The organism is Bernardetia sp. MNP-M8 (assembly GCF_037126285.1).
In the GTDB taxonomy this organism is placed as follows: domain Bacteria; phylum Bacteroidota; class Bacteroidia; order Cytophagales; family Bernardetiaceae; genus Bernardetia.
Genome location: NZ_CP147012.1, coordinates 1,376,127 through 1,390,972 on the forward strand (window position 1 = coordinate 1,376,127; position 14,846 = coordinate 1,390,972).

At 31.9% G+C, this 14,846-nt stretch carries 11 protein-coding genes; 2 read left to right on the forward strand and 9 right to left on the reverse strand.

What is annotated here, in order from left to right:
• Nucleotides 1-21: 21 nt before the first annotated feature.
• From lpdA to V9L04_RS05730, 3 genes are all read right to left on the reverse strand, one after another.
• On the reverse strand, nt 22-1,413 hold the full coding sequence (lpdA, locus tag V9L04_RS05720; RefSeq protein WP_338793126.1) for a dihydrolipoyl dehydrogenase: 1,392 nt from the start codon (nt 1,411-1,413) through the stop codon (nt 22-24).
• Nucleotides 1,414-1,564: 151 nt separating this feature from the next.
• Entirely contained in the window at nt 1,565-1,927 is a 363-nt protein-coding gene (locus V9L04_RS05725) for a nuclear transport factor 2 family protein (RefSeq protein ID WP_338793127.1), read from the reverse strand.
• A gap of 237 nt (nt 1,928-2,164) precedes the next feature.
• Nucleotides 2,165-3,460, reverse strand: a complete 1,296-nt coding sequence (locus V9L04_RS05730; RefSeq protein ID WP_338793128.1) for a hypothetical protein — start codon at nt 3,458-3,460, stop codon at nt 2,165-2,167.
• A gap of 181 nt (nt 3,461-3,641) precedes the next feature.
• Here V9L04_RS05730 and V9L04_RS05735 point away from each other — a divergent pair, with 181 nt between their 5' ends.
• Complete coding sequence (locus V9L04_RS05735; RefSeq protein ID WP_338793129.1) at nt 3,642-4,268, forward strand: ParA family protein; 627 nt, start codon at nt 3,642-3,644, stop codon at nt 4,266-4,268.
• Nucleotides 4,269-4,367: 99 nt separating this feature from the next.
• Nucleotides 4,368-4,814 carry a hypothetical protein gene (locus V9L04_RS05740; protein WP_338793130.1) on the forward strand — a complete coding sequence of 149 codons (447 nt, stop codon included), beginning with the start codon at nt 4,368-4,370 and terminating at the stop codon, nt 4,812-4,814.
• 165 nt (nt 4,815-4,979) lie between these two features.
• Here the strand turns inward: V9L04_RS05740 and V9L04_RS05745 are convergent, their stop codons facing one another.
• The 6 genes from V9L04_RS05745 to V9L04_RS05770 form a co-directional block, all read right to left on the reverse strand.
• Nucleotides 4,980-5,915, reverse strand: a complete 936-nt coding sequence (locus tag V9L04_RS05745) for a hypothetical protein (protein WP_338793131.1) — start codon at nt 5,913-5,915, stop codon at nt 4,980-4,982.
• Nucleotides 5,916-6,019: 104 nt separating this feature from the next.
• Nucleotides 6,020-7,681: an OmpA family protein gene (locus V9L04_RS05750; RefSeq protein ID WP_338793132.1), complete on the reverse strand. Its 1,662-nt coding sequence runs from the start codon at nt 7,679-7,681 to the stop codon at nt 6,020-6,022.
• A gap of 151 nt (nt 7,682-7,832) precedes the next feature.
• Entirely contained in the window at nt 7,833-9,197 is a 1,365-nt protein-coding gene (locus V9L04_RS05755; RefSeq protein ID WP_338793133.1) for an OmpA family protein, read from the reverse strand.
• A 133-nt stretch (nt 9,198-9,330) separates the two neighbouring features.
• Entirely contained in the window at nt 9,331-10,194 is an 864-nt protein-coding gene (locus V9L04_RS05760; RefSeq protein ID WP_338793134.1) for a hypothetical protein, read from the reverse strand.
• A gap of 313 nt (nt 10,195-10,507) precedes the next feature.
• Nucleotides 10,508-11,461, reverse strand: coding sequence for a hypothetical protein (locus tag V9L04_RS05765; RefSeq protein WP_338793135.1), 954 nt, complete (start codon nt 11,459-11,461; stop codon nt 10,508-10,510).
• 314 nt (nt 11,462-11,775) lie between these two features.
• The gene (locus tag V9L04_RS05770; protein WP_338793136.1) at nt 11,776-14,679 is read right to left on the reverse strand and encodes an insulinase family protein; all 2,904 of its coding nucleotides are present in this window, start codon (nt 14,677-14,679) and stop codon (nt 11,776-11,778) included.
• Between the last annotated feature and the right edge of the window lie 167 nt (nt 14,680-14,846).

Sequence of the window (14,846 nt, forward strand, 5' to 3'; positions counted from 1 at the left end):
AATAGCTCAAAAATCAACTTCTTAAATATGAATTACTTCTCCATACGCTGCTGCTGCTGCTTCCATAACAGCTTCTGACATTGTTGGGTGTGGATGAACCGATTTTACGATTTCCATTCCTGTTGTTTCTAATTTTCTTGCCACAACAGCTTCTGCAATCATTTCAGTTACATTTGCACCTATCATGTGTGCGCCTAGCCATTCGCCATATTTTGCATCAAAGATTACTTTTACAAAACCTTCTTTTGCACCTGCTGCACTTGCTTTTCCTGATGCAGAGAATGGGAATTTGCCTACTTTAATTTCATAACCTGCTTCTTTTGCTTGTGCTTCTGTCATTCCTACTGAAGAAATTTCTGGCTGACAGTACGTACATCCAGGGATATTTCCGTAGTTTAATGGCTCTGGATGATGTCCTGCAATTTTCTCTACACAAATAATTCCTTCTGCGCTTGCTACGTGTGCAAGAGCAGGTCCGTGTACAATGTCCCCAATCGCATAAACGCCATCAACTGAAGTTTTGTAATAGTCATCAACAACAACTTTTCCTTTTTCAGTTTTTACGCCTGTGCTTTCTAAGCCAATTCCTTCTAAGTTTGTAGAAACTCCAACAGCAGAAAGAACTACATCACATTCGATGATTTCTTCGCCTTTTTTAGTTTTGACAGTTACTTTACAACCTGTTCCAGAAGTATCTACTTTTGTTACTTCTGAAGAAGTCATTACTTTCATTCCTTTTTTCTTGTATTGTCTTTCTAGTTCTTTAGAAACATCTGCATCTTCAACAGGAACGATTCTGTCCATAAATTCTACAATTGTTACTTCTGTTCCGATAGAATTATAAAGATAAGCAAACTCTACTCCGATAGCTCCAGAACCTACCACAACCATTTTTTTAGGTTGTTTTTCTAAAGACATCGCTTTACGGTATTCAATGATTTTTTTACCATCAATAGGAAGATTTGGTAATTCTCTTGCACGTCCACCTGTTGCAAGGATTATACTCTTTGCTTCATAAATTTCTTTTTTTCCATCTTGAGTGGTTACTTCTACTTTGCCTTTTCCAGCTAGTTTTCCGAAGCCCATTATTTTATCAATTTTATTCTTTTTGAATAAAAACTCAATTCCTTTGCTCATTCCACCAGCTACATTTCGGCTACGACCAATCATATCGCCAAAATTTACTTTAGATTCGCCTACTTCGATGCCATATTCTTTGGCATGTTGAACATATTCGAATACTTGAGCAGACTTTAAAAGTGCTTTTGTAGGAATACAGCCCCAATTTAGACAGATTCCACCAAGTGATTCTTTTTCGATAACGCCTACTTTTAGTCCGAGTTGAGAAGCACGAATTGCAGCTACATAACCACCAGGTCCTGAACCGATTACTAATAAATCATAAGTTGCCATAAATATATTGATTGGATTAAGGTTTTTAAATTCTAATATACTTCAAAGATAAGACTTGAAAAGCAATAAAAAAAAATTGGCAACCTTAACTAATTACTTTCTACAAAATCTAGTTCAAGCATCTAAGCTTGAACTAGAAATTAAAACTTAGTTATCCCATAGAATAAAAAAAACGTTCTTCTGTAATTTTGCCATTTTCTACTTTATAGACAGCCAATTCTTCGTCTTTTACTCTTCCTCTGTCTTTGAAAGTGGCATCAAAAGCCATTGTACAAGAAAAATGGTTTCCTGCTACAATAGGTTCAGAAACTTCTGCAAAGTGCATTTCTTCCAAATTATTTGCCCATTCTTCTCCTTTTTTACCAATGGCTTCCATTCCTTGTACTTTGTTGTTAGGAAATAGTTCGGGTTCAATGCTAAAAGCATCTTGATGATACAGTTCTTTGTGAGCTTGCTCATAATTTCCCTCTCGGCAAAGCTCTACTAAACGGTTTGCAATTTTTTCTGTTGTCATGATTGAAATAATTTTTTGATAAACTAATTAAGTTATGAAAAATATAGCTGGTAGAAACTGATGGTTCTCTGACAATTTTTGCATTATGTCGTTGGTGGGGACACCAACAACGGCAGGTTTGCAAAAATTGTCAAACAACCAAACTGCTCACAAGATAAAAAATTTAAATCAAAAAAGCCAATTAAAATAGCATTGCTAAAAAAATTAACATAAAATTCAAACTTCTGAAAATTGTTTTTATACAGTTTTCAGTTCAGTTTCTCTTTCCATCAAGAAATTGATTGCAAAACGTATCAGACTACTCATTCTTACTACAAAAACAACTACTCCTAAGAGTGTAATGGTAAGCAATACAGATTGAAGAATAATTTTGAGATATTGAGAAATAAGTGTTGCTGATTGCCAATTTTCATAAAACGAGACTAAAATAGTTGGAAGCATTGGTGTAAATTTCCAAACCATGATTGATAGAAAAACAAACCAAAAGCTAAAGAAGATAATTGTTCCAATAGAAAAAAAAGAAAGTGCATAAAATTGCAGTTTAGTTTTTGTAATCTGACGAGCTTTGTGAATAGAAAGTGATTTAAAAATAGCTGATAAAAATTGATTTGATTTTTTGCGCAGATTTGGTAGTTCAAAGCCATCACTAAAAATCCAGTATCCATCTGCTTTCATAAAAGGAACAAAAGAATAAATCAATCGAATAAAGTTCATTGTTACAACTCCTGACCAAATGTGAGTAGAGCCAATATTAAAATAATCTAATAAAATAAAAAGACTTCCTGCAATCCATTGAAAATAAACACCTCCCAAATTAATAATCATTCTTTTTTTGGGTTGAAGCTTCCAAGCCTCACTAATTTGAGTAAAAAAAACAGGATAAACCAAATAAAAACCATAACCAATTTTGGGCGCACGAATTCCGAAATGCAAAGCAGCAGCAGCATGACCAATTTCGTGAAAAACAAATATAAAAATGATTAGGAAATAAAGTGACATATATTCTAAAGCTGAAGAATCTACCCATATTTTACTATGTTCTCCAAAAATAGAATGAGAAGAAAGGTAAAAAATATGCATAAAAAGCCCAGTCAAAACAAATAAGGCAGCTACCCATTTTTGATATAAAAATTTAAAAACAGAAGCTATAAAATTTGTCTGTGATTCATTTAAAAGTGTTTTTTGAGTTTTTATAGAATCAGCATCATAACTAAGCTCTTCACTTTTTGAGGTTTCAATTTCATTTATATTTTTCAAAACACCTAGAGGAATTATTTTTTTATCAATAATCATCTCTATATCTTGAAGAGTTAGCTTTTTATAGGCTTGATGTTTCGTAACTTGGGAATGAACTTGAAGAAGAGATTTATTTTCATTGAGTTCTACCAAAATTTCTTTAATAAGCAATCCACAATAAAACTGCTTTTTTCCATATAAAACCAAAAACTGTTTATGAGATTCTTCAAAGTCTGTTTTCTCAATTCGAATAGAATCTGTCAATAAATAAGGGGAAGGAGTAGAAGTTGTCTGCATATTTTTAATTAAGAATCTGAAATATTAATTAGCATATATTTATTATCTTGGAATAACAATATACTTATTTTTTAGATTATTTTGATTGAATAGAGATTAAAATTTTGAGGTAACAAATTATTTATCAACTAATCCTTATTTTTGTTTTTATTATTCTTCCAAAATTAATTTTATTACAATTATGATAATTTCATTCATCAGCCGAAAAGGTGGAACAGGCAAAACAACAAATATTATGCACCTTGCCACTACACTTGCCAGCCAAAAAAAACGGGTCATACTCATAGAAACAGATACTAACTATACGCTCACAACACTTAGAAAAATGGAGCTTTTCAAAAAGAAGATTGCTGAAAATGATGCTCCTTTTCCTATTGTTGGCTCAACAGATGAACATATTATCGACAATCTCAAAAAATTTAAGAAGAGTAAAAAATATGATTATATTTTGGTTGATAGTGCAGGAAAAACAACTGATGAAGCGATAAGAAAACTGTGTTTAGAATCTGATTTGGTAGTTGTTCCTACAAGTCTTTCTCAGAATGATTTATTGGTAGCTTATCAGACCTTGCAAGACTTAAAACCTGCACAAGAAATTAATAAAAAATTAAAAATAGCTATTCTGCCTAGCCGAATTCATAACAGAACTAATCAAACGACAGTAGAGAATGCACTTTCTAGTTTAGATTCAATTATTATTTCTCCTTTTGTAGTTTCAAAAAATAAGATGGCAGAGTTTTCTACTTTAAGTCCTATTGCAGAATATAAAGAAATTGCGAAAAATATTGTATCTTTGCTCAATAAATAAAAAATATAACTAACACACAATCAAGCATTTATCTAAAATATTTTTTTTAGTGAAAACAATCCAAAACTCGTTTACTTTAGTCTAATTCCTATTACAACTATGGCAAAAAACAGCACACTCGCAGATTTAGATGCTTTTTTGAAAGAACAAGAAACTTCTTCAACTACTACAACACAAAAAGCTCCCTCAAAAGAAGAATTTGTAAATAAAAATCCTCATCAGATTGTAGAAACTGAAATTTTAGCACAGAAAAGTACAACTGGTGCAAAACAAGAAAGCAAAAAGCTAGATACTACCGTTGAAATAAAAACGGCGACTAAAAATGTAGCTCCAAAACACATCAATAATCTTGTTCCAGATGCAAAGGAAGAAACTTCAACAATGGTACAATGGGCAAAAGCAATTGATGAAACTGTAAAAGGAAGTGAAATGCTTCGTTCTGTTCCTCTTTTATCAGATATTACAGAAAGTGGTACTGAACAATTGAAAGCCACTGAAAAATTCTTAGAAACTTCTCAAAATATTTGGAAGAAATTTTGGAGTTAATAAAATAAAACATCCTTTTTATAAGAAAAACTAAACCAATCTTTGAGTAAAAATCAGAGATTGGTTTTTTGTGTTATTTGATTGAAATACTATAACTGATTAGCGAGTGATTTTTATGATTTGTATGATTAAATGCAGGATAAATACGAATTACTTTTTTAATGATTATCTAGATTCAATTTTTAGAGGAGTTTTTGATTTTATCCAACCTGAAAAGTATAGCCGTTCATTTGGCGTACCAATCATGGAATCAAAAATTCTACGATGTATAGCTTTTGGAGGAAAAACGATTAGATACCAATATACTTCATCTACAAATCTTGTAGCCAATACTCTACCTGTTTGTTTAGGTGGTATTACAGCTATTGTATTTTCATCATAATAATATTGCATAATACTATCTTTACCAGTAGTATAATCTACCATTTCAACAAAATCACCATAAGTTCTAGGGTTGTATCCAAACAAATATACAGTATCTGTGGTGGTAAAAATTATATTTTCTTTTAATTCTGTTGCACCTTTTACATAACGATCCTTTTTTAAATAACATATTTGTTCTCTTAAAAATAGACTGTCACTTTCATAAGCATAAACATCATTACAAATGAAATAATTATCACAGCAACCACTTGATTCTACTTCTATTAATAAGATTTGATTTTCATCCCTAGAAACTTTTATAACATTCCCCCAATCAAATATTTTACATATTTTGTATTTTCCATCTCTGTTTAATCCCCAAACAGATGAACGATTTCTTTCCATTACAGGCAGCTCTTTAGTCATTGGTTGCACTACAACATCTACTATTCCATCATTTTTAGAACTAAAAAGAAGCATATCTTTTGTAGGAGACCACCCTACTTCGCCATCATATAAAGAGTCTGGTATAACAACCCACACATTATATAAGTTAATCGTTTTTCTCGCATTTTCGTGAACAAGTAGATTTTCACAACTACGAAGAATTTTCAACTTTTTATAGAATGCGACATCTGCTGTATCAGTTTCTAACTTTACTTTTACAAAACCGTCATAACTATAATATTGCCCAAATCCCTCAAACACTATTCCCAAAAAGAGAAAAGAAAACAGCATCAAAACTTTGATTTTCATAGTTATTTTTAATTTATTAATTTTGTTTTTAGCCGAAAACTAAAGTTTACGGTACTTTATTTCTCATTCTAAAGAATGAGCTACATTTACTCGCTTATCAGTATTTCTACACGTCGGTTTTTGCTTCGTCCGTTTTCTGTAGCATTGGTTTGTGTAGGATTTTGTTCGCCTTTTGGAATAATTTTAATTTTAGATTTGTCAATTCCTTTGCTTTCTAGGAAATTTTGAACGGATAAAAGTCTTTTTTGTGATAGATTTTCATTGTACTCATTACTTCCCTTTGAATCGGTATGACCTGTAAGAATTATTTTTTGAGAATTATTTTTCTCTGGATTTTGATTAAAAACAGCAATAAGATTTTCTAAAACTTGAATAGAATTTTGGTCTAATTCATCTGAATCAAAAGCAAAATAAACGATTTCTAATTTTGTGATTTTCTCCGTTTTTGCTATTTCTTCTTTACAATCGTTTATCTGTGTTTTTCCTAACTCAATTTTAGTATATTTTTTTATTGATGGAATTTCTATCTTTTTAGTTTCAAAAAACAGTTCTTGTTCGAATCCTTTTTCGGTTTCTATGATTTGTTTGTACGATTTTTTGGTTTTTGGAGGATTAGAAACTAGTAAAACATACTCGCCTTTATTTCTTGCATTGGTAAAACTAACACTAATTTCTTTGTCATTTTCATCATACAAACTCACTTTTGCATCAATCGGGTTTTCATCACAACCCACAATATTTCCTTCTAAAAGCAAAACAGGTGAAGGTTTTATCTCAGGCGAAGCATTGATTAAATCGGCATAAAAAATATCGCCTTCTCTCACAAAATAGGCAGCCTCCCCAGAAGCCGTCAAAACAAAACCATAATCATCTTTATCAGTATTGAAAGGCGCACCAATATTAAAAATCTCAATTGCATTTCCATTCTCATCAAGCAAAGCCTTAAAAATATCAAGTCCACCAAAACCACCATAACCATCAGAAGCAAAATAAATCGTTTTGTTATCAGCAGCTAAAAAAACCGAACGCTCATTTTTGGGCGTAGAAATAGGCATTTCTGTGCAAACTGTCCATTTTCCAGTCGAATCTTTTTTACTCCAATACAAATCCATATCTCCACTATAGTTTGCACCAGCAGCCACAATAAACATATTAAAATCAGAAGAAACACTCATTCCGTCGGTTGCATAGCCACCATATTTTGAAAACTCTCTTCTAAAAAAACTATTTATTCCTTGTCCTAACCCTTTTATGTTTGTCCAAGAATTACCTTTTGTTTTTGTTTCGTATTTAGCTTGATAATAAGGACCTCCTTCTGACATCCAATTTCTTCGCCACGACTGAAAAACTACCTGTTGTCCATCTTGGCTTACAAAAGGTTCGTCTTCTCCTGAAGAACTATTTATTGCTTTTAAGTTTTGGGCTGTTGTCCATTTCCCAGTGGAATCTTTTTTAGAAAAATAAATGTCTCCATCATAACGAACTTGATTTTTATAGATTCCAGATTTTATAGACCAACTTTCGCCTCCTCTACTGCTCATAAAAAATAGATATTTTCCGTCTGGGGTAACCGATAGATTTGTTTCTCTACTTTCAGAATTCAAAACCTCAATCGCTTCAATATGAACAGAATCTGGATGTTTTAAAATCTTTGGAAGATTCTTAGAATCTTGAGCAGAAAGAAAACTAACTTTGAAAATCAGAATTATTGATAATATAGATAGAAAATAGAGTTTATTTACTTTCATTTGGAATCGGATTGGGAGAGTTTTTTTGATAGAAGAACGGAAACAAGGTATGAATATTTTGCGATTTTTCACTAAATGAAAAAAGCATTTTATTCCCTACAATGAGCAAGAATAAAATGCCTTTTATGATTATTATTTTTTGACAATAAAATTACTCAATAATCCTCATTTCTACTCTTCTATTTTTTTGTCTTGATGATTCACTAGTGTTATCTGAAATGGGTTTTGTTCCTCCGTAGGCTTTTGTTTCTATTCTATTAGCTTCTATATTTTTTCTCATCAAATAAAGTTTTACAGCATCAGCTCGTTCTTGTGAGAGTTTATAGTTTAAGGTTGCATCCCCTGCTGTGTCGGTATGACCTGAGAGTTCTATTCTGACAGCCTGATTTTCTTTCATAAATTCTACCAATTCAGAAATTCCTGTTGTATCACTAAAAATGGCTGTCGCTCTTTCAAAACCAATATGCAAACGAACAATGTCTCCCTTTTTTATAGATGTAGTTCCTAGTCTAAATTCTCCTTCAGGAAGTGTGTTGAGTTGGGAGAGTTTAACTAATCCTTGTCCAAAAGTTCCTGCCCAAACTGTTTTGTCTTGTGGGTTTTGCACTAATGTACTGACCATTGTAGAGGGAAAAGCAGAATTCTGAGGATTAAAAACAGTCCATTTGTTATTTTCAAAAAGAGATAATCCACTCAAAGAAGCTGCCCATAAGCTCTCCTTTGTTGGAAGCATGGTTCGGAATTGATAATGTACATCTTTAGATATGGTTTGTTTTTTATCTCCCACAAAAAACTGTGCTGTACTTTCTAAAGTTGAGCTGATTAATAACTCATTTTGAGGAGAAAATGCAATGGAGTTGATAGGCTGGTCTTTCAAAGAAGGATAAATTTTCAGACGATTATCTTCATCTAATGTATAAAGTCCTCGTTCTGTAGCTATCCATTTTGTATTTTCTTTATCGACAACTATTTCAAAGACTCGTGTAAATGCAATTCTTTCAACACTAATCAGAATTTTGAATTTAGAATCAATTCGAAATAATCCTTCTTCTTCTGTTCCTACCCAAATTGTTTTGTATTGGTCTTCTGTTATACAAAGGACTGTATTTTTATTAGATTTTGAAGGAACTTGCAAATGTGAAAAGTTTCCTGCTGCATCAATTTTATAAATTCCTGCTCCATACGTTCCGATATATTTATCGCCATCTTTTCCGATAGCAATACATTTTATACCATAATCTTTTAATTCTGAGTTTTTGGGTGTGTAGATTGTAGAATCTTTTTCAGACCAATGTACCAATCCACCTCCTGTTGCTATCCAAAGCGAATTATCACTTTTATCGAAAGCTAAATCATTGATAAAGTTGTGTGGAATAGAGGAGTTTTTATCATTATATGTATCAAAATGCCAAGTTGGTATGCTTTGAGCAAAGCTAGACAGTACAAAAAAAGTATAAAAAAACAATAGACAAACAACCTCTCTAAAGGTTGATAAGGGCAAAATATAGTTATTCATCACGAAGAAGAAATTAATTATTCAGTTTATAGGATAGGTAGTTTTATGATAGAATAACGTATTTTTTCTATCAATCTATATTTTATACAGATTTTTTGTTGTGCTTTAACCTACTAAAATAGCAAACAGAATGTTAATTTTTGATTGAAAACTTATATTTATCACTCAAAATTCTATCGCCATGGCGCACTTGAAAATAATATTTCTTTGCTCCGAATGTAGAAGCAGCTTGTTTCCATTCAACACGTTTGTATTCTGTATCAAAAACTTCATCCTGACAATAAACAGGTGCTTGGCTTCCTTCTTCAAACAAACAAAGTGTTAGTGTTGCTTGATTTGGGTTTCCATCTAACTTGAAGAAATTCAAATCTAAATCAATAATTACTTGTCCAATATCAGCTTGTGGATATGTACCATCTTCTTCTACCAAAAGTAACTTTGGGCTATACCCATTATCTTTTTTACGACTTGCTTCTAAATCTTTTTTATCTCTATAATAACAATCAAATTTATTGAAAGGAGGTATTTTATCGATAATATCTGTCAGTCCATCCATTACTTCATTTACTTCATTCATCTGCTTCAATTGCTTTATTTTATTAACAATGAACTCATTATCTTCACGGAGTTTGCGTTTTTCTTCTCTAATTTCGGCAACACGTTTGTCCTCTAACGCCAAATAACGATACTCTTTAAACTCTTTTTCTTTTTTAGATAAAGCTCCTTGATAACTTTTGATTGCCTTCTGAAGCTCTTGTGCTTTCCCCTTCAATTCACTTGCTTCCTCACTAGAAGATTCTCTGTTTTTGGCAAGGGCACGAATAGTTTGCTCTAATGTATCAATACGGCGTTTCATCGTTTCGATTTCGGTATCTTGTTCCTTGATAATTTCTCTTGATTCATTAAGAGCTTCTTCTTTTGTGTTGTTACAAGAAGTAAAAAACATACCCGAAAGTAAAAAAACAGGAAAGAATAAAAGGTAGATGTATTTTTGCATTGCGTTGAATTCAGATTTTAGAAAGGGAAGTTTTTATAGAGATAAAAATCTTTGATAGTAAATAGTTTTGTCGTATAAGAGACAAAGTTACTATTCGTTATGCGTTAAAAAAAATGTATATTCTTGTTTGAAAAAACTTATTTTTGAAATTTTTCACATTTTAACTCCAAAATACGCAAAATCTATTAGTTTGAAAATAAACTTTAAAGCTATTAGGGAAAATTTAATAAAGAAAAATCCTTTTTTGACAAAAACTATCAAAAAAGGATTTTTTTAGTTTAAAAAATTAGACATCACTACCTTCTAAAATATCTTATTTTTCGTTTTCAGAAGTAACTACAATTCGGACTCCATTTTCCTTTGTATCACTAATTGTTTTTATCTCATCATCTTTTATAGCTGAAGCTACATTTTCTTTACGTTTTGTAGTATCACCATCTCTAGGTGTTTGAAGAGGAACAGAACTAACAATTATCTTTACTTCTGAATTATCTTCTAAATTATTCTGAGTTTGAGATGATTTTTCATCTTGTCCATTCTGTAATGTTTTGGCAGAATCATACTCTAATAATTCTTCTATTGGAACTTTTGTATCTTCATACGTATCAACTTCATTGGTAGGTTTATCTTCTCCTAGAAAAGATTCAAATTTCTTATGAAAATCGTTGGCTCTTTTCATAAGTCCTTTTCTATATATCAACATAGTAGAAGAGGCTGTTTTGTTATAAATATAGTTTTTACGCTGTTTGAGAAGCCAATCCCACATTTGTTTTTTAGGTTGAGATTCAATGGCTTTTATGGTTTGTTGATTGAGTTTTCCTGTGACTTTTAGATTGGTAAAACCATCAGCTTTGAGTCTTTCTTGAAAATACCTAATTGAAACAGGTGCAGAATAATACATTTCAGCAAAAAAAGCAGCAATTGCCAAATCTTCAATGTTGTTTGCACCTGACATATACCAAAACTGCTCACGGATTTTGAAAACATCATCATCAGTCAAATATCTGAAACGCTGAACGGTTGAGGGAATTTGAAATGTATCTGCCATAGCCAAAAAAGTTTTCCACTCTACACTTCTACTCACATAACGATATGTAGTTACATCATCTGGATTTGGGCGAATGGTATCAATCCCTTCACCTGCATAATTTTCTACGTGAGTAATCCAAGCATTATAAGTTTGTTTGTGCGACTGACTGACTTTTATGATTCCATAAGCTGCCACCGAAGAAACTGAAGCGATAAGAAGTATGAGAAGCGTTTTCATTGGCTAATTATTTTAGTTCAAAAAATTAAGTTGTGCTATTTTGTCGTTTTATTTTTTTAACAAAAACGGTTTTTAGGTGGAAAAGTTTTTTTTATTGATTTGAATCCTACCATTTTATTGAAAAGTAACATCAACTTGAGATTAGAAATATATATGTCGTCGGTGAGACACCGACAACGGCAAGAGATAAATTGTTAGGAAGTCTACAGCTATAAAAAAAAGCACAATTATCATTTATAAAAAATAATAATTGTGCTTTTAGATTTACCAATTTGAATTTTTCATTATTGGTATTTCTACCAATATTTTTTTACTTACTCTCCTTTGTCTTCTTCTGTTGTAGTTTCAGGAAGTAGAACAGCTTTGATATATGCTTTTGTATCCAAATATTTTATAGCTGCATTTTTCACGTCTTCAACTGTCAAATCTTTCAAGATAGATTTATTTTTTTCTATACTTTCAGGAGTTTCATTATAATAATAAAGTCCTTGTAGCGTAGAAAGCCAGTATTTGTTTTGAGTTTGGTTTACTTCATTGGTGCGTTTTTCAGCTTCTTTGAATTTCTCTAAATCAGTAGCATCAATATCGCCATTGCGTAATTTATCTACCTCTTCGATAGAAGCTGCAATCAAATCATCAACATTTTCAGGCGCACAAGGGAATGTAATCATTACATTATAATTTGGAACAGGATATTTATCTACACTTGTATAAGCACCTGCTGAATAAACACCACCTTTTTCCTCACGCAATTTCTCAATAAGTTTGAAACGCAATAAACCTGCAAGAGCATTCAAAGCAACTTCATCTTTTGCATCATATTCTGTCATTTCTCCAGCAAAAGAAAGACGCACATTACTTTGTGGTTCTGAACCTTTTTTATAGATTTTTTCTACCATTCCTTTAGGCGAACGAGTACCCAAATCTTTGAAGTTTTCAGTTTTATCTGTTGATGGAAGAGTCGCAATATAGGTTTCTAAAAGTGACTTCATTTTTTCTTCATCAAAGTTTCCAATAAAGAAAAATGTAAAATCAGCAGCATTTGCAAAGCGTTCGTTATACATTTTGTAAGCTGATTGCCAACCTGTTTTTTCTAACTCTTCTACTTTTGGAAAACCACTACGAATACTTCCATTTGCCATTAATTGGCTGTACTGGTCATAGAAATAATAGTTTGGATTAGAAGCTAAGTTTTGATAAAAACCTTTTTGAGTAGCTACAAAAGAAGCAACAGCATCGTTATCTTGACGAGGATTAGTGAAATAAAGGTGCATCAGTTGAAGCGCAGTTTCTAAATCTTCTGGAGAAGTACTTCCTCTAAAACCTTCAGAATATTCAGAGATATAAGGACTAATACGAACCGTTTTTCCAGTCATAAATTTATCCATATCTGAGCCTGAAAGTTCTGCAATTCCAGATTGAGCAATAATAGAAGAAATATTAGAAACAGCTATGTAATCTTTATCTTCATACAAAGAATGTCCTCCCAAACTATAAGCTGAAACCAAAATTTCGTCATTTTTAAAGTCTGTTTTCTTCAAAATTACTTTTGCCCCATTCGAAAGCGTAAATTCTGTATAACCTATTTTATCGTTGGTCATTTCCTTTGTAATACTTCCTTTTTTAGGAATATTTGCTTCTTCGATAAGTGAACTAGCAATTTCTTTTTCTTCGTAAGGCTTTAAATCTGCGTTTGCAGCTTCATTCCAAATACTTACTAATTTTTCATCATTTGGAAGATTTACACCTTCTTTTTCCATTCCTGTTAAGATAGCAACTCTGTTTTCTTGAGTTATCCAACCTTTAGCCATTTTATTGACTTGCTCTAAAGTGATAGAAGGAAGATTTTTTTCTAAAAACTCATATTCAAACTTTGCACTTGGAATTGGCTGATTTTCTAGATAATTGTAAACATAATTCATTACAATTCTATTAGACTCTGTTTTGTCTTGTTCTTTATAGGCTTTTTCGTAGCGTTTAGAAAGTTGTTTTTTAGCTCTTTCTAACTCAGAACCCGTAAAACCAAATCTTTTCATACGTTCAAACTCTTGTGTAATTGTAGAGAGTCCTCCTTCGATATTATCTTCACGAAGTCCTGCATACAATTGAAGTGCATCCAAATCACGTCCAATCATATCGCCTTGAAAAGCAAAACTATATAAAAATGGAGGACTTGCTTGTTTTTGTAATTCTTCAAAACGAGCATTAAGCATTGTAGTAATAAGCTCGCTTGTATAATTTTCATTCAAATCAGCATAAGTCGTAACTGCTTTTTTAGGCATTTTGTAATACAATTGTAATTGAATTGCTGTTGCTTCTTTATCCGATACTACTTTTGCTAAAGGCTCTTTATTCAAAGGAGTTTTGAAATTTTTACGCTCTGCTGGATTTTTCACTTTCGGAATGCTTCCAAATGTTTCTTTGATTTTGGCTTCCATTTCTGCCACATCAATATCTCCAACGGCTACAATTGCCATAAGGTCTGGACGATACCATTTGTTGTAGAAATTACGGATAGTTTCATATTTGAAAGATTCCAAAATTTCTTTTTTACCGATTGGTAAACGTTCTGCATAATGTGAGCCTTTCAACAAAGTAGGAAAATATTGAGTACGCATACGCTCGTTTGCGCCTTTTCCTCTACGCCATTCTTCGATGACTACGCCACGTTCTTTGTCTATTTCTTCGTCTTCAAACAAAACGCCACTTGCCCAATCTTTCAAAATCAGCAAGCCTTTATCCACATAACCCACGCTATCTGTTGGGATAGGCAACATATAAACTGTTTCATCAAATGAAGTATAAGCATTCAAGTCAGCACCAAAACGAACGCCCATTGTTTCCAAATTATCAATCAAATCATTTTTCTTGAAATTTGTTGTTCCATTAAATGCCATGTGTTCGGTAAAGTGAGCCAAACCTTGTTGGTCTTCATCTTCCAAAATAGAACCTGCATTTACAGCCAAACGAAGCTCAACACGATTTGCAGGCATTGCATTTTTACGAATGTAGTATTTCATTCCATTTGAAAGTGTTCCCACTTTTACATTTTCATCAATTGGAATAGGCGTTTTCATTTCAGAACTTTTAGTATTCTTTTCTATTTTCTGTTCTGTTGTTGTATTTTGTGCATTTGCTGTTGTATAAGCAAAAGGAGTAGCCAAAAATAAGGCTGAAAGCGTGCCTACTTTTAGATAGGATTTTAATGAATATCTCATTAGTGAAAAAATTATAGTAGATGGACAATCAATTTATTTAAGAAAAATAAGAAAATTAATCCATTGAAAACTTATATAAAAATTAATAATTACAAAGGTAAAATTCTTTTCTTAAATAACAACTAAAAGTTTAGTTAATTTTTAGAAAATAGATTTACTTGATTTAT